General features: G+C 71.1%; 22 protein-coding genes. 10 read left to right on the forward strand and 12 right to left on the reverse strand.

What is annotated here, in order from left to right:
- Positions 1 to 45 precede the first annotated feature (45 nt).
- Positions 46 to 1,503, forward strand: a complete 1,458-nt coding sequence (locus LXM64_RS14595) for a peptide MFS transporter (protein ID WP_234073843.1) — start codon at positions 46 to 48, stop codon at positions 1,501 to 1,503.
- Positions 1,504 to 1,505: 2 nt separating this feature from the next.
- On the opposite strand, the gene LXM64_RS14600 is transcribed toward LXM64_RS14595, so the two are convergent.
- Genes LXM64_RS14600 through LXM64_RS14615 form a run of 4 tightly spaced genes read right to left on the reverse strand, consistent with a single transcriptional unit; the run spans position 1,506 to position 4,888 of the window.
- Entirely contained in the window at positions 1,506 to 2,276 is a 771-nt protein-coding gene (locus tag LXM64_RS14600) for an IclR family transcriptional regulator domain-containing protein (protein ID WP_234073844.1), read from the reverse strand.
- A 22-nt stretch (positions 2,277 to 2,298) separates the two neighbouring features.
- Positions 2,299 to 3,474: a thiolase family protein gene (locus LXM64_RS14605; RefSeq protein ID WP_234073845.1), complete on the reverse strand. Its 1,176-nt coding sequence runs from the start codon at positions 3,472 to 3,474 to the stop codon at positions 2,299 to 2,301.
- Complete coding sequence (locus tag LXM64_RS14610; RefSeq protein ID WP_234073846.1) at positions 3,471 to 4,148, reverse strand: 3-oxoacid CoA-transferase subunit B; 678 nt, start codon at positions 4,146 to 4,148, stop codon at positions 3,471 to 3,473. The genes LXM64_RS14605 and LXM64_RS14610 overlap by 4 nt, the downstream gene beginning before the upstream one ends.
- Positions 4,145 to 4,888: a 3-oxoacid CoA-transferase subunit A gene (locus LXM64_RS14615; RefSeq protein WP_234073847.1), complete on the reverse strand. Its 744-nt coding sequence runs from the start codon at positions 4,886 to 4,888 to the stop codon at positions 4,145 to 4,147. The genes LXM64_RS14610 and LXM64_RS14615 overlap by 4 nt, the downstream gene beginning before the upstream one ends.
- Before the next feature lie 160 nt (positions 4,889 to 5,048).
- On the opposite strand from LXM64_RS14615, the gene LXM64_RS14620 reads away from it, so the two are divergent.
- From LXM64_RS14620 to LXM64_RS14635, 4 genes are all read left to right on the forward strand, one after another.
- A complete protein-coding gene (locus LXM64_RS14620) occupies positions 5,049 to 5,882 on the forward strand; it encodes an alpha/beta fold hydrolase (RefSeq protein ID WP_234073848.1) in 834 nt (277 codons plus the stop codon).
- Positions 5,875 to 6,444 carry a TetR-like C-terminal domain-containing protein gene (locus LXM64_RS14625; protein ID WP_234073849.1) on the forward strand — a complete coding sequence of 190 codons (570 nt, stop codon included), beginning with the start codon at positions 5,875 to 5,877 and terminating at the stop codon, positions 6,442 to 6,444. Before LXM64_RS14620 ends, LXM64_RS14625 begins: the two co-directional genes overlap by 8 nt.
- The gene (locus LXM64_RS14630) at positions 6,441 to 6,845 is read left to right on the forward strand and encodes a DUF4260 family protein (protein WP_234073850.1); all 405 of its coding nucleotides are present in this window, start codon (positions 6,441 to 6,443) and stop codon (positions 6,843 to 6,845) included. The genes LXM64_RS14625 and LXM64_RS14630 overlap by 4 nt, the downstream gene beginning before the upstream one ends.
- Before the next feature lie 113 nt (positions 6,846 to 6,958).
- Positions 6,959 to 7,891 carry an alpha/beta fold hydrolase gene (locus LXM64_RS14635; protein ID WP_234073851.1) on the forward strand — a complete coding sequence of 311 codons (933 nt, stop codon included), beginning with the start codon at positions 6,959 to 6,961 and terminating at the stop codon, positions 7,889 to 7,891.
- A 60-nt stretch (positions 7,892 to 7,951) separates the two neighbouring features.
- Here LXM64_RS14635 and LXM64_RS14640 read toward each other — a convergent pair whose 3' ends face one another.
- Entirely contained in the window at positions 7,952 to 9,850 is a 1,899-nt protein-coding gene (locus LXM64_RS14640; protein ID WP_234073852.1) for an alpha/beta hydrolase family protein, read from the reverse strand.
- A gap of 251 nt (positions 9,851 to 10,101) precedes the next feature.
- Between LXM64_RS14640 and LXM64_RS14645 the strand changes: the two genes are divergently transcribed.
- Both LXM64_RS14645 and LXM64_RS14650 read left to right on the forward strand, forming a co-directional pair.
- The gene (locus LXM64_RS14645) at positions 10,102 to 10,758 is read left to right on the forward strand and encodes a CatA-like O-acetyltransferase (RefSeq protein ID WP_234073853.1); all 657 of its coding nucleotides are present in this window, start codon (positions 10,102 to 10,104) and stop codon (positions 10,756 to 10,758) included.
- A gap of 32 nt (positions 10,759 to 10,790) precedes the next feature.
- Positions 10,791 to 11,759: a helix-turn-helix domain-containing protein gene (locus LXM64_RS14650; protein WP_234073854.1), complete on the forward strand. Its 969-nt coding sequence runs from the start codon at positions 10,791 to 10,793 to the stop codon at positions 11,757 to 11,759.
- Here LXM64_RS14650 and pcaC read toward each other — a convergent pair whose 3' ends face one another.
- From pcaC to LXM64_RS14680, 6 genes are all read right to left on the reverse strand, one after another.
- On the reverse strand, positions 11,760 to 12,158 hold the full coding sequence (gene pcaC / locus LXM64_RS14655; protein ID WP_137418762.1) for a 4-carboxymuconolactone decarboxylase: 399 nt from the start codon (positions 12,156 to 12,158) through the stop codon (positions 11,760 to 11,762). It lies immediately after the preceding gene.
- The gene (locus LXM64_RS14660) at positions 12,155 to 12,934 is read right to left on the reverse strand and encodes an alpha/beta fold hydrolase (protein ID WP_234073855.1); all 780 of its coding nucleotides are present in this window, start codon (positions 12,932 to 12,934) and stop codon (positions 12,155 to 12,157) included. Before LXM64_RS14660 ends, pcaC begins: the two co-directional genes overlap by 4 nt.
- Positions 12,931 to 14,370, reverse strand: coding sequence for a lyase family protein (locus LXM64_RS14665; protein ID WP_234073856.1), 1,440 nt, complete (start codon positions 14,368 to 14,370; stop codon positions 12,931 to 12,933). The genes LXM64_RS14660 and LXM64_RS14665 overlap by 4 nt, the downstream gene beginning before the upstream one ends.
- On the reverse strand, positions 14,360 to 14,917 hold the full coding sequence (gene pcaG, locus LXM64_RS14670; RefSeq protein ID WP_137418760.1) for a protocatechuate 3,4-dioxygenase subunit alpha: 558 nt from the start codon (positions 14,915 to 14,917) through the stop codon (positions 14,360 to 14,362). Before pcaG ends, LXM64_RS14665 begins: the two co-directional genes overlap by 11 nt.
- A 1-nt stretch (position 14,918) precedes the next feature.
- Positions 14,919 to 15,737 carry a protocatechuate 3,4-dioxygenase subunit beta gene (gene pcaH, locus LXM64_RS14675; RefSeq protein WP_137418759.1) on the reverse strand — a complete coding sequence of 273 codons (819 nt, stop codon included), beginning with the start codon at positions 15,735 to 15,737 and terminating at the stop codon, positions 14,919 to 14,921.
- An 81-nt stretch (positions 15,738 to 15,818) separates the two neighbouring features.
- A complete protein-coding gene (locus LXM64_RS14680; protein WP_234073857.1) occupies positions 15,819 to 16,580 on the reverse strand; it encodes an IclR family transcriptional regulator in 762 nt (253 codons plus the stop codon).
- Between the two features lie 58 nt (positions 16,581 to 16,638).
- Between LXM64_RS14680 and LXM64_RS14685 the strand changes: the two genes are divergently transcribed.
- The 3 genes from LXM64_RS14685 to LXM64_RS14695 all read left to right on the forward strand — a co-directional run bounded on the left by LXM64_RS14685 (position 16,639) and on the right by LXM64_RS14695 (position 20,139).
- A complete protein-coding gene (locus LXM64_RS14685; RefSeq protein WP_234073858.1) occupies positions 16,639 to 17,391 on the forward strand; it encodes an IclR family transcriptional regulator in 753 nt (250 codons plus the stop codon).
- 147 nt (positions 17,392 to 17,538) lie between these two features.
- Positions 17,539 to 18,723 carry a 4-hydroxybenzoate 3-monooxygenase gene (locus LXM64_RS14690; protein WP_234073859.1) on the forward strand — a complete coding sequence of 395 codons (1,185 nt, stop codon included), beginning with the start codon at positions 17,539 to 17,541 and terminating at the stop codon, positions 18,721 to 18,723.
- Positions 18,724 to 18,915: 192 nt separating this feature from the next.
- Complete coding sequence (locus LXM64_RS14695) at positions 18,916 to 20,139, forward strand: MFS transporter (RefSeq protein WP_234073860.1); 1,224 nt, start codon at positions 18,916 to 18,918, stop codon at positions 20,137 to 20,139.
- Positions 20,140 to 20,290: 151 nt separating this feature from the next.
- Here the strand turns inward: LXM64_RS14695 and LXM64_RS14700 are convergent, their stop codons facing one another.
- A complete protein-coding gene (locus LXM64_RS14700; RefSeq protein ID WP_234073861.1) occupies positions 20,291 to 20,749 on the reverse strand; it encodes a MarR family winged helix-turn-helix transcriptional regulator in 459 nt (152 codons plus the stop codon).
- Positions 20,750 to 20,753: the final 4 nt, after the last annotated feature.

Below are 20,753 nucleotides of genomic sequence, written 5' to 3' on the forward strand. Positions count from 1 at the left end.
GCAGGTTAGCGCGACGGGGGCGCGCACGGCGCTACGGTGGCGGTTATGACTGCGCCCGAGAGCACCACGCGCGACACCCGCTTCTTCGGGCAGCCCCGGGCGCTGGCCCACGTATTCGGCGTGGAGATGTGGGAGCGGTTCAGCTTCTACGGCATGCAGGGGATCCTGCTCATCTACCTGTACTACTCCGCGACCGAGGGCGGGCTCGGCCTCGATAAGGCCGTCGCGACCGGCATCGTCGGGGCCTACGGCGGCGCCGTGTACCTGTCGACGATCCTCGGCGCCTGGATCGCCGACCGTCTGCTCGGCTCCGAACGCGTGCTGTTCTTCAGCGCGATCGTGATCATGGCGGGGCACATCGCGCTCGCCGTCCTGCCCGGCTTCGTCGGCGTGGGCATCGGCCTGGCGCTCGTGGCCCTCGGCTCCGGCGGGCTGAAAGCCAACGCCACGTCCGTCGTCGGCACGCTGTACACCGACGACGACCCCCGCCGCGACGGCGGGTTCTCGCTGTTCTACCTGGGCATCAACCTGGGGGCGTTCTTCGGGGCGCTGCTGACCGGGCTGCTGCAGTCGCTCGCCGGCTTCCACTGGGGCTTCGGCCTCGCGGCGGTCGGGATGGCCATCGGTCTCGTGCAGTACTCCTTCGGCCGTCGTGGGTTGCCCGCCGAGGCGCGCGCGGTGCCGAATCCGTTCCCGCGCGAGCGGCACGCGCTGTGGATCGGGATCGCCGTGGCCGGTGTCGTCGTCATCGTGGCGAGCGTGCTGTTCGGCATCGTGCGCGCCGACAATCTGGCTCTCGTCGTCATCGTCGTGACGATCGTGGCGGCGATCGCCTACTTCGCCGTCATCCTGAGCTCGCGGCGTATCGACGCGACCGAACGCTCGCGGGTCTACGCGTTCATCCCGCTGTTCATCGTGAGCGTCGGCTTCTGGTCGCTCTACCAGCAGCAGTTCACCGTGCTGACGATCTACTCCGACGAGCGCCTCAACCGGGATCTGTTCGGCTGGGAGATGCCCGTCTCGTGGGTGCAGTCGATCAACCCGGTGTTCATCATCCTGCTCTCCGGCGTCTTCGCGGCGCTCTGGACGAAGCTCGGCCGGCGGCAGCCGTCGACGCCCGTGAAGTTCGCGATCGGCGCGATCGTGATGGGCGTCGCGTTCTGGCTGTTCCTCGTCTGGGCGAACGGCGGACCGAACACCACGCCCCTGCTGGGCGTCATCGGCATCCTGTTCGTGTTCACCGTCGCCGAGCTGTTCATCTCTCCCATCGGTCTCTCGGTGTCGACCAAGCTCGGACCGACGATCTTCCACACCCAGATGGTCGCGCTGTTCTTCCTCTCGGTCGCACTGGGCACGGCGATCGCCGGTGCGCTCGGCGAGTTCTACGACCCCGAGAACGAGATCGGCTACTTCTCGATCCTCGGGTTCATCGCGGTCGCCCTCGGCGTCGTGCTGCTGCTGGCCGTGAAGCCGGTGCTGCGTCTCATGAAGGGTGTGCGCTGAGATCAGACGCGGCGCAGCTCGTCGCTCACACGTTCGGCGGTGGCCTGCAGCGCCGGCAGGTAGTGCTGCATCAGGTGCTCGACGCTGTCGCGGGTCGCCGATGACGAGACGTTGATCGCGGCCACGACCTCGCCGCTGCGATCGCGCACACCGACCGCGATCGAGCGGAGCCCCGCCTCGAGCTCGCCGTCCACGACCGCCCACCCCTGGGCTGCGACCCTGTCGAGTTCGGCGCCGAGGCGCGCCGCATCCGTCAGGGTCCGGTCGGTGAGCGGATGCAGATGCGCCAACGCCTCGGCGCGCGCGGATGCGGGCAGCGCCGCCAGCAGCACACGCCCCATGCTCGTGGCGTACGCCGGGAACCGCGTGCCGATCGTGATGCGCACGCTCATGATGCGCCGGGCCGGCACGCGGGCGATGTAGACGATGTCGGCGCCGTCGAGCACGGCCGCCGAGACGCTCTCCCCCACCTCGCGCGAGAGCAGTTCGAGGTGCGGTTGGAGGACGTCAGGCAGCGACAGGGAGGAGAGGTAGCTGAAGCCCAGCTCGAGCACCCGCGGCGTGAGGGCGAACAGGCGTCCGTCGCTGCGCACGTAGCCGAGGCTCACGAGGGTGTGCAGGAAGCGGCGGGCCGCCGCGCGCGTGACCTCCGCACGGCGCGCGACGTCGCTCAGGGTGAGCTCTGCGTGATCAACGTCGAACGCGCGGATGACGGCGAGGCCGCGGGCGAGGGACTGCACGAACTCGCCGGATGCGTCGCCCTGCTCACTCATCCGCTCACCATATCCGCGCCGGTCACCTCTCGAGGACGACCGCGAGCCCCTGCCCGACCCCGATGCAGATGGCGGCGACCGCGACGCCCCCGCCGCGACGGGCGAGCTCGTGCGCCGCGTGGCCGATGATGCGCCCGCCGGACGCGCCGAGGGGGTGACCGATCGCCAGCGCACCGCCGTGGATGTTCACCCGCTCAGGGTCCAGATCTGGCCAGCCGGCGATGCAGGCGAGGCTCTGCGAGGCGAACGCCTCGTTCAGCTCGACGACGTCGACGTCGTTCCACGTGAAGCCGGCGCGGGCGAGGGCCTTGTTGGCGGCCTCGATGGGCGCGATCGGGAACACATCGGGGTCGACGCCGTGGGCGGCGCGGGCGGCGATGCGCGCCAACGGTTCGCCCGGAAGCGCTCCCTCCGCGGCGACGAGCACCGCGGAGGCGCCGTCGTTGATGGGAGACGAGTTGCCCGCGGTGACCGAGCCGTCGCCGTCCGACGCGAACAACGCGCGCAGCCCCGCGAGCTTCTCGACCGAGGTGTCGGGGCGGATGCTCTCATCGCGGGCGAGCTCAGCCCCGGGGACCTGCACGATCTCACCGTCGTACACGCCCGCGGCCCACGCCTCGGCGGCCAGACGGTGCGAACGTGCGGCGAACGCGTCCTGCGCCTCGCGCGAGACGCCCCACTCGCGCGCGATCTTCTCCGCCGACTCGCCGTTGCTGATCGTCCACGGCTTCGGCAGCGCGGGGTTCGTCATACGCCAGCCGATCGCCGTGTTCCACAGCGTCTGGTTGCCCACCGCGGGCCACGGCTTGGCCGACTTCTCGACGACGAAGGGGGCGCGGCTCATCGACTCGACGCCGCCGGCCAGGATGATGTCGGCGTCGCCGGACTCGATCGCACGGGACGCTTGGATGACGGCCTCCACCGACGAGGCGCAGAGGCGGTTGACGGTCGCGCCCGTCACGGTCGTCGGGAATCCCGCCAGGAGCGCGCCGAAGCGGGCGACGTTGCGGTTGTCCTCGCCCGCCTGGTTCGCGTCGCCGAAGATCACGTCGTCGATCCGGGCCGGGTCCAGGCCCGTGCGCTCGACGGCCGCGCGCATGACGAGTGCGGCGAGGTCGTCCGGCCGGACGCCGGAGAGCGCGCCCCCGGCACGCCCGAACGGGGTGCGCACGGCGTCGTACACGAAGCTCGCGGTCATTTCTCCTCCTCCGACGCGGATGCGGCCGCATCCGTCGCATCGATGAGCGCGAGCCCGGTGAGCTCGCGCAGCTGCTCGACCGTGTTGTCGCCGAACGCCTCGGTGACGGCGAAACCCGCATCCGTGATCTCGAAGACCGCGTGGTCGGTGTAGACGCGCGAGACGCAGCCCACGCCGGTGAGCGGGTACGTGCAGGCGTCGACGAGCTTCGCCTCGCCGGAGCGGGTGAGCAGGTCGGTCATGACGTAGACCGATTTGGCGCCGATCGCGAGATCCATCGCCCCGCCGACGGCGGGGATCGCGCCGGGCTCGCCCGTCGACCAGTTCGCCAGGTCGCCGTTCTGCGCGACCTGGAACGCCCCGAGCACGCACACGTCGAGGTGCCCGCCGCGCATCATGGCGAACGAGTCGGCGTGGTGGAAGTACGCGGCACCCGCGACAGCCGTGACCGCCTGCTTGCCGGCATTGATGAGGTCGGGATCGATGCGATCGGGCGCCGGCGCCGGACCCATCCCCAGCAGACCGTTCTCTGTGTGCAGCACGATCTCGCGGTCGGCGGGCAGATGGTCGGCGACGAGCGTCGGCGCACCGATGCCGAGGTTCACGACCGCGCCGTCGGGGATGTCGGCGGCGATGCGGCGGGCGAGGTCCGCGCGGGGGATGCGGGTGGTCATCGCTGCTCCTGGTTCTCGAGGGGGCGGCCTTCCAAGTCGGTGCCGCCGACGAACACGCCGTCCTTCAGCCAGCGCCGCTCGCCGACGGCGACCACACGATCGACGTAGAGACCCGGGGTCACGACCTTCTCCGGGTCGATCGAGCCCAGCGGCACGATCTCATCGACCTGCACGATCGTCGTCGTCGCTGCGGCCGCCATGATGGGCCCGAAGTTGCGGGCGGTCTCGCGGTAGACGAGGTTGCCCCAGCGATCCGCCGCGCGCGCCGAGATCAGCGCGTAGTCCGCGCGGATGGGGTGCTCGAGCACGTAGGTGCGCCCGTCGATCTCGCGGTGTTCCTTGCCCTCGGCGAGCGCGGTGCCGACGCCGGTCGGCGAGAAGAACGCGCCGATTCCTGCGCCGGCGGCGCGGATGCGTTCGGCGAGATTGCCCTGCGGGACGAGCTCGAGCTCGATGCGGCCGGAGCGGTAGAGGTCGTCGAACACCCAGGAGTCGGACTGCCGGGGGAAGGAGCACACGATGCGGCGCACGCGTCCGGCCGCGAGCAGGGCGGCGAGGCCCGTGTCACCGTTGCCCGCGTTGTTGTTCACGATCGTCAGGTCGCTCGCGCCGTGTGCAATGAGGGCGTCGATGAGTTCCACGGGCTGGCCGGCACGGCCGAACCCTCCGATCATGACGGTGGAGCCGTCCTCGATCCCGGCGACCGCCGACGCGATGTCGGCGACAGTCTTGTCGATCACACGTCCTCCTTCGGAAGTGTTCGCTCTGCGAACGCGAGTGCGTATAGCGAACATCCTACCGCGCACCCTCACCCGCCGCCATCCCCTGTCACCCACAGGCACTCAGCGAAAGACGGCTTGGCTATTGTGGATAGCTTTATGGCTATGTATTGTTTCGGGCATGACCTCTTCATCCTCCTCCGCCCCGATGACGCAGCGCCTCCGCGTCGACGGCGGCGAGATCGGCTTCGACGTCGCGGGCGAGGGCCCGCTCCTGCTGCTCGTGCCCGGAATGGGTGAGCTTCGCTCCTCGTACCGGCATCTCGCCCCCCTGCTCATCGCGCGGGGCTACCGCGTCGCCACGGCCGACCTCCGCGGTCACGGCGACAGCTCGGCGGACTTCGGCGCCTACGGCGACGTGCCCACCGCATCCGACATCGCCGCCCTCGTCCGGCACCTCGGCGCCCCCGCGACCATCGTCGGCAACTCGATGGCGGCCGGCGCCGCGGTGATCGTCGCCGCCGAGCACCCCGAGCTCGTGTCGGGGCTCGTGCTCGTCGGGCCGTTCGTGCGCATCCCGCCGAACCAGAGCAAGGTCGCGGCCCTGATGTTCCGGATGCTGATGGCCCGCCCTTGGGCCGTCGCCGCCTGGAACGCGTATCTCGCCACTCTGTACTCGGGCGCGAAGCCCGCCGACTTCGAGACCTACCGAGCCGCGATGATCCAGGCGATGCGGCGTCCCGGGTACGCGCGGTCCTTCCGCCTCACCACGCGCACCGACCACGGCGACGCCGAGCGCAGCCTCGCACGCGTCACCGCGCCCGCGCTGGTCGTCATGGGCAGCGCCGACCCCGATTTCGCCGACCCCGCCGCCGAGGCCGCGTGGATCGCCGAGACCCTGCACGGCACGAGCGTCATGATCGAGGATGCGGGCCACTACCCGCAGTCCCAGCAGCCCGAGCACACGGCCGACGCCATCCTCGCCTTCCTGCACGAGGGGAGCGAGCGTGCCTAGGGCCGGGCTCACACCTGCGATCGTCATCGAACGCGCGGCCGCCTTGCTCGACGCTCCGGATGCGGGACCATTGAGCTTCGCCGCGCTCGCCGACGACCTCGGCGTTCGTGCACCGTCGCTGTACAAGCACGTCGACGGGCTCGCGGGACTGGAGCGGGGCGTCATGCTCCGCGCCAAGACCGAGCTCGGGCACACGCTCGCCCGCGCGACAGTGGGCCGCTCACGGGGCGACGCCATCCGCGCGATGGGGCACGCCTACCGCGACTGGGCACTCGCCCACCCGGGCCAGTACCCGCTGACGATCACCGCCCCGGTCCCGGGCGACACGGAGGACGAGCGGGCCTCCGCATCCGTTCTCGAGGTGGTCACGGGTGTGCTCGTCGGGTACGGCCTCGAGGGCGACGACGCGATCGACGCGGTCCGATTCCTCCGCGCGAGTCTCCACGGCTTCCTCTCGCTGGAGACCTCTCACGCGTTCGAGCTTCCCGTCGACATCGAGCGGACCTTCGCGCGGACGATCGACACCGTCGCCGCATCCTTCGAGATCTGGGGCCGGGCGTGAGCACCGCGGCCGCGCGCCAGTCGCCGATACCGGCAACGCCCGTGCCTGCGATCCAGCGCCTCGAAGGCGCGGCCATCGCCGTCGCCACGGTCGTCGTGTTCGTGACGGCGGGCTTCGCGTGGTGGTGGTTGGCCGCGCTCTTCCTGCTCTTCGATCTGTCGATGCTGGGCTACGCGTTCGGCATCAGCGTCGGCGCGTTGGTCTACAACCTCGCCCACAACTACGCGGCGCCCCTGACCCTGCTCGGCCTGTACACCGGGCTGACCGCCGCCGGCGTCGCGGCGCCCGCCCTCGCCATCATCGCCGCCTGCTGGCTGTTCCACGTCGGCGCAGACCGCGCCCTCGGGTACGGCCCCCGCCCGAAGACATGGCCGGATGCGGCCGCCACCGCCGCTCGGTGACATTTGTCACCGCGGGCGGTGACGCGGTGACACTGCCGCGTCGGCCACCCGACTGATGTCCTGAAGGGGCGATGTCACCCGCGTCGCGCCGGACACCCGCACCTCAGGACGTCATGAAGAAACGCACCAGGATCACCCTCACCGTCGCCGCAGCCCTCGTGCTCGTCCCAACGGTCGGCGTCGGCGCGATGGCGGCCGTGAACGCCGTCGCCACGAACTCCGAAGCCTCGCAGATCAGCCCTTACGGACAGCGCGTGAGCGTCGACGGTCGCGAGATGAACGTCGTCGTCAGCGGCGATCACGAGCAGACGATCGTGCTGCTGCCCGGACTCGGGACGGCAGCCCCCGGTCTCGATTTCGCCCCGCTCATCGACCAGCTCGACGACGACTACCGCGTGATCGCCGTCGAGCCGTTCGGCACGGGGCTCAGCGACGGCACCGACGTCCCCCGCACCTCGGAGAACATCTCCCGCGAGGTGCACGAGGCTCTGCAGCAGCTCGGGGTGCAGAAGTACACGCTCATGGGCCACTCGATCGCCGGGATCTACGCGCTCACCTACACCTCGCTCTTCCCGGATGAGGTGACCGCCTTCGTGGGCATCGACAACAGCGTGCCGGACCAGCCGGGATCGGACGAGCCGATCCCCACTGACGCACTCGTGCTGCTGAACGACCTCGGCATCACACGCGCGCTGCAGACCGTCTCGCCCGATCCCTACGAGGGACTCCCCTACGACGAGCGCACGAAGCAGCAGATGCGCATGCTCGCCGCGCGCAACACGACGGCCGCGACCATGATCGACGAGATGCAGCACGCGAGCCGGAACTTCGCGGATGCGAGCGGAGCACGATTCGCCGCATCCCTCCCGGTCCTGCTGTTCGTGAGAGAGAACGACACGGATGTGGCGGACTGGGTGTCGCTGCACGAGCGTCAGGCGGCATCGGTGGACCGCGGCGAGCTCGTCGTCATGACCGGGGACCACTACCTGCACCACACGCTCGCGTCGCAGATCGCCGCCCAGACGAAGCGGTTCCTCGACGGCTGACGCACCACGGGCGGTGAGGGGATCGCACTCCCCTCACCGCCCGTGTGGGCGCCGGTGTACTCAGGCGTCGATCTCGCTCTTGTCGACGGAGCGCCGGCGCAAACGCACGGCCACGACGACGAGAACAAGTGCCAGCAGCAGCGGGAGGACGACGCGCACGGTCATCGCCAGCCCGCCCCACTCCTGCACGTCGCCCTGGACGGCCGTGCCACCCACGACGTTCCACGTGACCAGCAGGGCCGAGACGAAGGCTCCGACGTAGATGGTGCCGGTCTTGTGGAAGAAGTACGTCGACAGGGCGCCGACGACCGCCAGCACGACGATGAACGGGTACCCGATGATCGTCAGGAGCGACTCGCCCGGAAGCGCGAGCTCACCGCTGACGAACAGCGGAACGTAGTTGATGATCTCCAGCACGACGAAGCCGGCGGGCAGCACGATCGCGGAGGCGATCATCTCCGAGCGCATCGACGTGGGGCGCCCGGTCCATCGCAGCGTCCGGTGGAGGGTGAAGGTGAGCATCAGGAAGAACGCCGTGAACGGCAGCAGGTACAGGGCGAACAGCGCGAAGCGCGTTGCCGTCAACGGCTGCAGCTGCAGGACGTAGAAGCGGAAGTCGCTCTTGAACAGCCAGTCGGAGATCACCACGAGCAGGTAGGCCGCACCCACACTGAGCAGTGAGAGCACCGCGGCCCGGCCGATCAGAGTGCCGCGACGAAGCGCCGGGGCACCCTCCACCTCGGCCGCGCGCACGGCTACGAGGGGGTTGCGACGGCGCTGCACCCACGCGGTGACCGCGTAGATCGCGAGGCCGATGATCCCGTTCAGCAGCGCCCACACGACGATGCCGGTCGAGTAGGACTGCCCGAACACGGGGCCCGCAGGGATCCAGGCGGCGCCCCACGTGTTGAACCAGAAGAAGGTGAACGCAGGGATGCCGGTCGTGAGGATCGCCGAGACGATCCACGGCCAGCCCCACCGGCTCCCCGCGGCCGCGGGCACGGGCCGACGGATCGCCGAGAAGAAGCCGGTCGCCAGCAGGAGTCCGCCCGTGGCGAAGATCACGAGCACGCCGCCGATCATCGCGACGAGGGTGCCGAGCTCCTTGATCCACCAGGTCTGGCCGGCCGCGTCGTGGCCGCCCTCCAGGGTCTTGTCGAACCACGCCACGATCTCCTGCGTCACGGCGGGATCGTGCGTCACACCCGGGTGGTTGTTGGCCGGGCGCAGGAGTTCGCGCGCGGTGCCGTCGTCGATGGAGCCGTACAGCTGGCCCGGAACGACCGGCTCGTCGGTGCCGAACATCGTCATGAGCTTCGGGCTCGAGGTCAGATCCCGCGTGTTGGGCGAGGCCCACATGGATCCGGAGAACTCCTCCCACTCGGCGAAGACGACGAGGGTGTTGCGCGGGAAGTCGGGCGTGCCCTCGGGGCCGAAGAAGCCGGTGGCCGAGTCCAGCAGGACCATGGATGCGTATCCGTCGGGGAAGGCGGCGGCCGCGTTCATGACCGTCGAACCACCCAGCGAGTGCCCCTCGAGGCCGATGTTGTCGGGGTCGACGATGTCGAGGCCGCGGAGGTACGCGAGGCCCGCGGGACCGTTGAAACCGTTGCCGAACGCAGGAGCGTCCGAGCGACCGTGTCCTGCCTGGTCGAGGGCGAGAACGACGTATCCGCGGCGGCTCAGCTCGACCGCGTTCGCCGTCTGCATCTCACGCGAGTTGACGTAGCCGTGCACCGCCAGAACCGCGGGCGCCGGAGTCTCGGGCGTGGCCGTGGCGGGCACGTAGAGCAGTCCGGACACGCTCGTACCGGCCGTGCCGGTGAAGGTGACGTCGCGCACCTGGACGGAACCGGCCGATGTCTGCACGAGGGCAGCCGTGGCGCCGCCGGCCAGCACGAGAGCCACCGCGATCGCGAACAGCGACCACAGCCTCACGAGGGATCGGGGAGAGGACATGGGAACCAACTTCCTTGTTGTGTGCGAGGGGAGGGCGGGCTCATGCGGGTCCGGCCTGCCTCGGAGTGTAGGGATGCGGCGGCAACGAGAACGGACGACGACGCCCTTCTGCACCGATGTGCATGCGTGCACATCATTCTTACTCAAATTCCGCTCATTTGCTGCACATCGGTTCTTCTCAGGCAACTTAAATGCCCTGTGGGCAACCATCGACATCGGAGCCCGGGCCCGTCACCTGAGACGATCGATGCATGGACGCCCCGCATCCCATCGACCTCGAGGCGTGGCCGCGCCGCCGGCACTTCGAGCACTACCTCAACGCCGTGCCCTGCACGTACGCGATCACCGTCGAGGTCGACGCGACGGAGTTCGCCGCCGCCGTCCGCCGGACGGGACGACGCACCTACATCTCGCAGATCTGGGCGCTCGCCCGGCTCGTCAACCGCCACGACGAATTCCGGATGACACGGGACGGCGCCGGCGCACCGGCCGTCTGGGCGCACGCGCATCCCTCGTTCACGATCTTCAACGCCGAGCGCGAGACCTTCGCGAGCGTCTGGACGCCCTTCGATCCGGACTACGCCGCCTTCCACGACGCTGCCGCGCAGGTCATCGCGGAGCACGCCGCGTCCACCGAGTTCTTCCCGCAGGGACCGCCGCCGCCGAACAGCTTCGACGTCTCGAGCCTGCCCTGGACGAGCTTCACCGGTTTCACCCTGAACATCGACGGCGGCTCGCAGCACCTGGCTCCGATCTTCACCCTCGGTCGCTACGTCGAGCGGGAAGGGCGCCTGCTGCTGCCGCTCGCGGTTCAGATCCACCATGCCGTCGCAGACGGGTTCCACACGGCGCGCCTGATCACCGAGTTCCGCGAGCTCCTCGCCGACCCCGCCTGGGTGACCGGCTGAAATCCCGGCACGACCGGCAGAATGGGCACATCATGGTGCCGCACGAGGAGTCGAAGGGTCCGCAGGGGCCCGACCTCGTCTACGGGTGGCTGAATCCCGCGTCTGCGGAGAAGGACGCACAGGACAACAACGACGTCATCGTCGTCTCGGGGATGACGGGCGAACCGCCGACCGTGAGGGCGAGCTTCGCGCTCGGCGCGTTGGAAGTAGCCCTCGTCGCGGGCGGCGCCGTCGAGGTCGAGCCCTGGGAGACCTCGCGTCAGTGGCAGGGCGTCGTCGTGGGCTACCTCGTCTCGGGATCGATGAGCGTCTCGCAGGAGGAGCGGACGGTCGAGCTGGGCCCCGGCGACATCGTGCTCTACACGGGCGCCCACGGCTACCGCATCAGCGCACCCGGCTCTCACGAGTACCTGCTCGTGCGCATTCCGACCTCCGTCCTGGCGCTGCGCCACGGCGAGCTCACGACACTGCTCGCCGCAGACCTCACGCCGCTCGGGGCAACACCCCTGCTCCGCGCGGTGATGTCGACCCTGGCGTCCCCGGACTCCCGCCCGTCCGACGCTGCCGCGGGTCACGTCGCCGATGCGCTCGTCGCCGCCGTACACGCGGTGCTCGCCGACGGCCGCGCGCCCGGCACCGCGACCGTGCTCTCGCTCTTCCACTCGCTCGTGCTGTGGGTCGAGGAGCACCTGCAGGACGCGGAACTCGACGCCGCGCGCATCGCCCGAGCACACGAGCTGTCGCCCCGCGCGGTGCGGCGGGTGTTCGCGGCCAACGGCGTGACGGTGTCGAGCCTCGTGCGCGAGCGCCGTCTGGAGCGCATCCGCGACGAGCTCGTCGACCCTGCGCACGCCCGCGAGAGCATCGGCACGATCGCCGCCCGCTGGGGCTTCCCCGACCCCGCCACCCTCTCGAGCGCCTTCACCCGCCGCTACGGCGCCTCGCCGCGGCGGTACCGGGCAGACCTGCAGCGACAGGGACAGCCCGGCGCCGCCGGCTGATCACTCCTCGGCGAAGACGTCTTTCACGATGCGGAACGCGGTGTTCGCCGCCGGCACGCCGCAGTAGATCGCCGACTGCAGTACGACCTCGACGATCTCCTCGCGGGTCAGTCCGTTGCGCTGCGCGGCGCGCACGTGCATCGCGAACTCCTCGTGGTGACCGAGGGCGATCAGCGCCGTCAGCACCGCGATCGAACGGTCGCGCCGGGCCAGACCCGTTCGCGACCAGATGTCGCCCCAGGCGTAGCGCGTGATGAGGTCCTGGAAGTCCGCGGTCTCCGGGGCCGTGCCGGCGACCGCGCGATCGACGTGGGCGTCGCCGAGCACTTCGCGGCGCACCCGCATCCCGTCGTCGTAGCGCTGCTCGTCGCTGCGCCCTTCTCCGCTCGGCCGGCTCATCGCGCGACCTCGCGGAAGAACTCGCGCAGCACGGCCGCGGTCTGCTCCGGCTCCTCGGCCGGCGGCAGGTGCGCGGCGGACTCGATCACCGCGACGCGCCCGTCGCGGACGCCCTCGGCGATCTCGACGCTCTTCGCCTCCGGTGCCACCTGGTCGTCGCGCCCGAAGACCGCGAGGACGGGAGCCGCTATCTCACCCAGCCGCGGGCGCACGTCGTACGCGGCGAGCGCTTCGCAGCACCGGGCGTAACCCTCGTCGTCCGCATCCTGCAGCGCGTGCAGCAACCGGCCGCTCAGCTCCGGGCGGCGCTCGATCGAGCCCGGGGCGAACCAGCGCTGCGCCGAGCCGATGATCACCGACGAGGTCGATTGCGCGCGCACCTGGGCGGCCCGTTCGTGCCAGCTCGCCGCGTCGCCGAGCTGAGCACCGGAGGCGACGATCGCCGCGCCGCGCACGAGACCGGGGTGACGCAGGAGCAGTTCGAGTCCGGTCGCTCCGCCGAGGGACACCCCGGCGTAGAGGATGTCGTCGCCACCGATCGAGCGGACGGCATCGGCGACGGCATCGGCGATCTCGGCGACCGTGAACGGCGCGGTCGGCGCGGGCGCAGCTCCGTGGCCGGGAAGGTCCCAGCTCACCACCCGGTAGTCGTCCACGAGGAGAGGGACGACGTCCTCCCACAGGATCGTGGATGTGCCGAGCGACGAACCGAGCACGACCAGGGGCGCATCGGCAGGGCCGGTCGGCTCGGTCAGGGCGATCGCGGGTTGCGTCATGCGGGCTCCTCCGTCGGCGCTTCGATGCTCTCGCGCGCCGCATCCGCCGGCGCGTCGGCGACAGCCCGGTCGACGAGTGCGCCCGCGAGTCCCGTGCAGGCGGCGGGATCCAGCAAGGCGTCGACGTCGTCGGCGGGATGCGGCGCGCCGGGCACCCGGTCCAGCGCCGCTTCGAGCGCCTCGCGCACGAGCGCGCGGAGGTCGCCGCCCGCGGTCGCGGCACCGACGATGCGGCGCACCTCGTCGGTGCCGATCACGGGCGCGAGCAGGATGGACAGCCGCTCCGACACCAGCAGGCCATCGGTCACGGCGAGCGCACGGGCCACGGCGTCTTCGTCGACCTGCAGTCCGGTCACGAGCGCGTGTGTCGTCTCGGCAGCGCCGAGCGCGAGACGCAGCAGCTCCCGCAGCGTCGGCCACTCCGCGTGCCATGCACCGTCGGGGCGTTCGTCCGCGGCGAGCGCGGCCGCGAGGTGCAGCGTGGCTCCCAGCTGCGGTGCCCGAAGCGCCGCCGAGCGCACGAGCACGGCGCCGGTGGGGTTGCGTTTCTGGGGCATCGCACTCGAACCGCCGCCGACGCCCTCCGCGAGTTCGCCGATCTCGGTGCGCGAGCCGGTCGCGACATCGGTCGCGAGTTTGCCGAGAGCGTCGATCGCCTGCACGAGCGCATCGCCGAACTCGGTGACGGGCCAGCGCGAGACGTGCCACGGCGCGTCGGGGGCGGCGAGCGCGAGCTCTGCGGCGTACGCGGACGGGAGAGCGGATGCCGCATCCGTCCCGCCGATCTCGACGAAGGAGGCGAGGGTGCCGCCCGCGCCTCCCAGCTGCGCGGGAAGCTGCCCGACGGCATCGCCGAGCCGGACGCGCGCACGGGTGACGCCGCGCAACCAGCCCGCGGCACGAGCACCCACGGTGGTCGGCACGGCATGCTGCGTCAGCGTGCGGGCGGCGGCGACCGTGTCGCGGTGGACGACGGCGAACCCGGAGAGCTGCGCCTCGACCTGCCGGAGAACCCCCAGCAGATGCAGCCCCGCGCGCCGGGAGAGCAGCATGAGTGCCGAGTCGAGGATGTCCTGGCTCGTGGCACCGCGGTGCAGCCAGGGACGCACCTGGATCGATGCGCGATCGTCGAGCCGGGCGATGAGAGGGATGACGGGATTGCCGCCCGCGACGGCCGCACTCGCCAGCCGCGCGGTGTCGAGCCACTCGGCGTCGACGAGCGCGCCACCCCCGGACCACCCGAACTCCTCGGATGCGGCAGCGGCGACCGCATCCGGGGCGACACCGACGACGGCCCAGGCCCGCACGAGGGCGACCTCGGCGGTCACGAGAGCGGCAGCCACGGCATCGTCGGCCACGAGGGCGTCGTGCGACACCGTCACCGGGGAGAGCAGCCCCACATCCGTGAAGGGCGCCCCGGGTTCGTCAGAAGGCAAGGAAAACGGTCTCCTTCTCGCCCTGCAGGTGGATGTCGTGGGTGAGATCACCCTCGGGCGTGCGCGTCGCGACGAGCGTAGCGCGCTCGTGGGGCTCGAGCGAGGAGAGCAGCGGATCCGCCGCGAGCAGCTCTTCGTCGTCCGGCAGGTAGATGCGCGTGTGCAGCTTGTTCGGGAGCCCGCGGGCGAAGACGACGGCCGCGTAGAACGGCGCCTTGCCGTCGATCGGACCGGGGTTGCGCGTCCAGAAGTCGTACGCGCCCTCATCCGTCGTGAAGCTGCGACCGAAGCCGGTGAAGGTGTGGTCGTCGCGGCGACGAGAGCCGCGCGCGCGGGAGATCGTGCCGTCGGTGTCGGCTCCCCAGATCTCGATCACGGCGTCGGGGATCGGAGCCCCCGCACCGTCGTAGATCGTCCCCGACAGCACGATCGCGCCGCTGGAGTGCGGGAAGACGACCTCGTGCATCTTGGGGTACTCGAGACCGAAGGCGAAGAAGGGTCCGACCGTCTGGCCGGAGGTGGCGGGAAGGCGCGTGGCTTCGGACATCTCAGTGCTCTCCCTCGGGCTCGAACCAGGTCGCATCCGGGCCGTCGACGACGATGTCCCAGCGGTAACCCATCGAGAACTCGGGCACCGTGAGGTCGTGGTCGTAGGCGGCGATCAGGCGGTCGCGATCGCGCTGATCGCGGATGGTGTTGTAGATCGGGTCGAGCGCGAACAGCGGGTCGCCGGGGAAGTACATCTGCGTGATCAGGCGCTGCGTGAAGCCGCCGCCGAAGAGCGAGAAGTGGATGTGGGCGGGGCGCCAGGCGTTGATGTGGTTCTTCCACGGGTACGGACCGGGCTTGATGGTCGTGAAGGTGAAGCCGCCGTCGTCGCCCGTGATGGTGCGGCCGGCGCCGGTGAAGTTCGGATCCAGCGGAGCCGGATGCTGGTCGCGCTGGTGGATGTAGCGGCCGGCCGCGTTGGCCTGCCAGATCTCGACGAGCTGGTTGGCCAGAGGACGTCCCCAGCTGTCGAGCAGGCGCCCCGTGACGGTGATGCGCTCACCCTGCGGCTCGCCGCGGTGCTGGAGCGTCAGGTCGGACTCGATCTGCGCGACGTCTCGCTGCCCGTACGCGGGCGAGAACAGCTCGATGGTCTCGGGGTCGACGAGCCGCGGGTTCTTGGTGGGGTGGCGCAGCAGGCTCGAGCGGTAGGGCGCGAAGTCGTAGAGCGTGGTGGGCACGTCCTCGCCGGCGGCCACGCGACGGGCGGCGTCGGCGTGCGCGTCCGCGATCTCCTGGTTGATCTTCGACTGCGTGGGCATGTCGGCCGAGGCCAACAGCGACTCGGGAGCCGCAGCCTGGGGCGGAGGGGTGGACATGGAACCGTCTCCTTCGACGTCACACGGGTGGGGTGTCCAGGGTTGCACCGGCGGGCCGCATCCGGTCGCCTCCGTTCTCACTCAGTGAGAATCGGTTCCTCGGAGAGCCTTGGTCAGATCCTTCGCCGCCTGCACGACCAGCGGGGCGAGACGCCTCTCATCGGCGCCGTCGAGGTGCGTGACGACGCCGAGCGCCGTGGCCGGCAGCCCCGAGATCGTGCCGAGGGCGGCGGCGACCGAGATGTTGCCGAGCGTCATCTCCTCGCGGGTCACGGCGTAGCCCCGGCGCCGGGTGAGCACGATGTCGGCGCGGAGCACGTCGGGGTCGGTGATCGAGTGCCGCGTCTCGGGCACGAGGGGGGCGGCGAGGTACGTGTCGAGCCATGCTTCGTCGCACGTCGCGAGCAGCGCACGACCCACCCCCGTCGTGTGCAGCGGGTGTCGCCCGCCGGCGCGCCCGAGGGTGGGAACCGAGGCGCGCCCGGTGATCCGCCCCGCGAACAGCACGACCGCATCCGGTGGGGTCGGGGCGTCGAGCACCGCGAGGTGGACGTTCTCCCCCGTCGCCTCGTACAGCCGCACGAGGTGGGGCAGCGACTGCTCCCGCAGCCGAAGCGCCAGAGGCGAGAGTTCGCCGAGCTCCCACATCCTGGCGCCGACGGCGTACGTGTGCGCGGAGGTGCGCTCGACGAGGCCCTCGCCGATGAGCTGGACGAGGAGGCGATGCACCGTCGAGAGGGGAAGGCCCGCGCGCTCGGCGAGCTCGGCGGCGGTGAGCTCGGGGGCGTCTTCGTCGAACGCCCGCATGAGCGCCATCGCCCGACGCAGCACGCCATCCGCCATGCCCTCACCCTAGCCGCGGGGTGCCTGCGGGATGCGGGATGCGTGAGATGGTGGCGGCATGGCCAACTCGCCGAGCGGGGACTCGATGACGGCACGCATCGTGCGCGTGCTCGAGACGTTCACCGCCGATCGCACGGTGCAGACGGCGGCGGAGATCGGCAGGCGTGCGCAGCTTCCCGCATCCACCGCGCACCGCATCGTCGACGACCTCGTCGCCGAGGGCCTGCTCGAGCGCGACGACGAACGCCGGATCCGCATCGGCATGCACCTCTGGGAGCTCGCCCTGCGCGGTTCGACGGCGCTGCGCCTGAGGCAAGCGGCGCTTCCGGCGATGTCCGCCGTGCAGGACGTCATCCGCGAGCACACGCAGTTGGCCGTGCTCGAGGCCGATGAGGCACTGTTCGTCGAGCGCCTCTCGCATCCGGATGCGGGAGCGAACATCACGCGCATCGCCGGCCGCCTCCCGCTGCACGCGTCGTCCGCGGGGCTCGTCCTCCTCGCGCACGCCCCCGCCGCCCTTCGCGAGCGGGTGCTCGACGCGCCCCTGCGACGCGTGGCCCGCGAGACCATGACGGATGCGGCCGAGCTGCGCCGCATCCTCACCCGCATCCGGCGCGACGGGTACGTGATCGCGCCGGGCTCGATCGAGTCGGTGTCGACGGGCGTCGCCGTGCCGCTGCGCGAGGCGGGCGAGGTGATCGCGGCGCTCTCGGTGGTGCTGCCCCGCGACGCCGACGCGGAGCGCGCCCTCGCGCCGCTGCGGACGGCGGCCGCCGAGATCGAGGCGGGGCTGCGCAGTACCCGCGCCTGAGCGCGCCCGCACGGCGGGTGCCGGATGCCGGGGACCGATCCGGAGCCCACAAGGAGGCCCATTCAACGGGAGAATGTGCGATGGATGCGGTGGCGCGGGGCACACTGGTCGGCAGCATTCAACAGGCCCGTCGTCGAAGGAGACGCCATGACCGTTATCCGCACCCGTGTCGCCATCGTCGGCGCCGGCCCCGCCGGGCTCCTGCTCTCCCACCTGCTCGCCGACGCCGGCATCGAGTCGGTCATCGTCGACTCCCGCACGCGCGAGCAGATCGAGACGACCATCCGCGCCGGCATCCTCGAACAAGGCACCGTGGACCTGCTCGTCGCCAGCGGCGCGTCGACGCGCGTGCTCACCGACGGCAACCGGCACGACGGCATCGAGCTGCGCTTCGACGGCGAGGGCCACCGCATCGACTTCCCCTCCCTGACCGGCCGCAGCGTCTGGCTCTACCCGCAGCACGAAGTGCTCAAGGATCTCGTGGCCACGCGACTCGCCGCCGGCCAGGACCTGCGTTTCGGTGTGCGCGTCGACGCGGTGGAGGACGCCGCATCCGATCGCCCTCGCGTCATCGGCGAGGATGCCGACGGGCAGCGTGTCGAGATCGAGGCCGAGTTCGTCGTGGGCGCGGACGGCTCGCGCTCCGTCGTCCGCCGGACGCTCGGCGGGTCGGCGGCGGGCTCGTTCCGCGAGTACCCGTTCGCGTGGTTCGGCATCCTGTGCGAGGCGCCGCCGAGCTCCGAGGAGCTCATCTACAGCAACTCGGATGCGGGCTTCGCCCTCATCAGCCAGCGCAGCAGCACGGTGCAGCGCATGTACTTCCAGTGCGACCCCGAGGCCGACCCCGACGCACTGAGCGAGGCGGAGATCTGGGACGCGCTGCAGGCGCGCGTCCCCGGCACGACCCTCAACGAGGGACCCATCTTCCAGCGGGACGTGCTGCGCTTCCGCAGCTTCGTCGCCGGCGAACTGCGCCGCGGCCGCGTCGCGCTCATCGGTGACGCCGCACACACGGTCCCACCGACGGGCGCGAAGGGCATGAACCTCGCCGTCGCCGACGTGGTGCTGCTCGACATCGCGCTGCGCGCGCTCCTGCTCTCCGGTGACGAACGACCGATCGACGCCTTCGCCGAGACGGCGTCGCGGCGGATCTGGAAGGCCCAGCACTTCTCGTGGTGGATGACCAGCATGCTCCACCGCACCCCCGACGCGTCCGACTTCGACCGCCAGCGGCAGCTCGGCGAGCTCCGTTCCATCATCGACTCGGATGCGGGCCGCACCTACCTCGCCGAGGCGTACACCGGCTGGCCCTTCGAGACCCGCCTCGGCTGACCCGCGCGGGGCGGGCCGCCGCGCCGCGGCCACCGCGACACCCGCACGGTCACCCGTCACCAGACCACCCCACACGCCCCACCAGCCACCATCCGCACCACGCACCGTGCACACGTCGCACCGCGGGGCACTCATCCGTCGCGCGAAAGCGGGCGCGGACGGAGGCGGCGGGCAGGGTAGAGTCCGGTGCTCGTGAGCATCCAGACCCCCGACGAAAGCGCAAGCCGACGCGGACGGGCGTTGCTGCTGCTGATCGCTGTGGCGCTGGTGGCCGCCAACATGCGCGCGACGATCACGGGCGTCGGACCGCTGCTCGAGGAGATCGCAGACGATCTCGGCACGACGACCGCAGCCCTCGGTGCGCTCGCCGCCGTTCCCCTCCTCGCCTGGGCGATCGTCTCGCCGTTGACCCACGGCCTGTCTCGCCGCTTCGGGATGTCGCGCGTGCTGCTGTGCGCCCTCATCGCGCTCGGGGCGGGAACGGCCTGGCGCTCGCTGCCGGGCACGGAGGTCAATCTGTGGCTCGGAACCGGACTGATCGGCGCATCCCTCGCCGTCGCCAACGTGATCATGCCGGCGGTGATCAAGCGCGACTTCCCGGGGCGCGTGCCGGTCATGATGGGCATGTACACGGCGCTGCTCGGCGGCGTGGGGGCCGTCGCCTCGGCCGTCGTCGTGCCCATCTCGCATGCCGTGGACGATCCGGATGCGGGGTGGCGCGTGGCGTTGGCCGCGACCGCCGCACTCCTGCCGCTCACGATCGCCCTCTGGGCCTGGGCGCAGCACGGCCGCACGCCGCGGACCGCCCCGGCACCTTCCCCACCGGGAACCCCGCGCAGCACGGGGATCTGGCGCGACCCCCTGGCATGGCAGATCGCGGCCTACATGGGAGCGCAGTCGGCGTCGTTCTACATGCTCGTGACGTGGATGGCCCCGCTCGCCGCGTCGACGGGCAAGTCCCCCGTGGCCGCCGGCGTCGATGTCGCGCTCTACCAGATCCTCGGTGTCGTCGGTTCGTTCGCCGTCGCGTTCGCCCTGCAGGGGCGCCTGCGCCGGGCCGTCCCGGCCGCACTCCCCCTGCTCGCGATCGCCGCCGCGATCGGCATGATCCTCGCGCCGCAACTGCTGACCGCGTGGGCCCTGCTCTCGGGCTTGTCGGCGGGGGCGTCGCTGAGCATGTCGCTGACCCTGATGGCGCAGCGCGCGAGGGATGCCGCCGCATCCTCCGCGCTCTCCGGCATGTCGCAGTCGGTCGGATACCTCCTCGCCGCCGCCGGCCCCATCTGCTTCGGAGCCCTCCACGCACTCGACGGCGGATGGACCGCGCCGCTGCTGCTCTACATCGCCGTCCTGGTCGGACAGTGCGTGGTCGGCGTCTCGGTCGGTCGCGAACGGTACGTGCTCGAGGGCCGCTGAGGCTCACTAACCGCATCCGCAACTCAGGAGAAATCCCCCCTGCAGGACGATCCGCGGCGAAACGTCCTGTCGAGCGGAGATCTCCTGCCGAACGGATGCGGACGCCCGTCGTATGCGGCACGCCCCACGCGGCACGCCGCACGCCCGGCGCTCAGGGGAAGGCGATGCGGCGGAGGAGATCGGCGAGCTGCACGCGCTCGGCGGCCGACAGGTTTCCGTGCAGGTCGCGTTCGGCGGCCTCGGCGGCGGCCAGCGCGCGCTCGTGGAGGGCCAGGCCGTCGGCGGTCGCGACCACGACGTTGGCCCGACGGTCGGCGGGGTCGGGGCGTCGTTCGATGAGACCACGGCGCTGCAGGTCGTCGACCAGGGCGACGACCTGGCTGGGGTCGAGGCGCAGGAACTCCGCAAGCTCCCGCTGCGAGGGACCGGCCGCCGTGTCGCAGGCGAGGGCCAGCACCGAGTACGACCGCACCTTCAACCCGAGGGCCGCCAGGGCCGAATTCCCCGCGGCGAGCGAGAGGGCGTTGGCGCGGGCCAGCAGAAAGCTGACGTCGTCGGTGAGCCGGGCGCGCGCGTCGGCCTGCGCTGCAGCATCCTCGCTCTTCGGCATAGGC

It is taken from the genome of Microbacterium binotii, assembly GCF_021398715.1.
GTDB classification, from domain to species: Bacteria; Actinomycetota; Actinomycetes; order Actinomycetales; family Microbacteriaceae; genus Microbacterium; species Microbacterium binotii_A.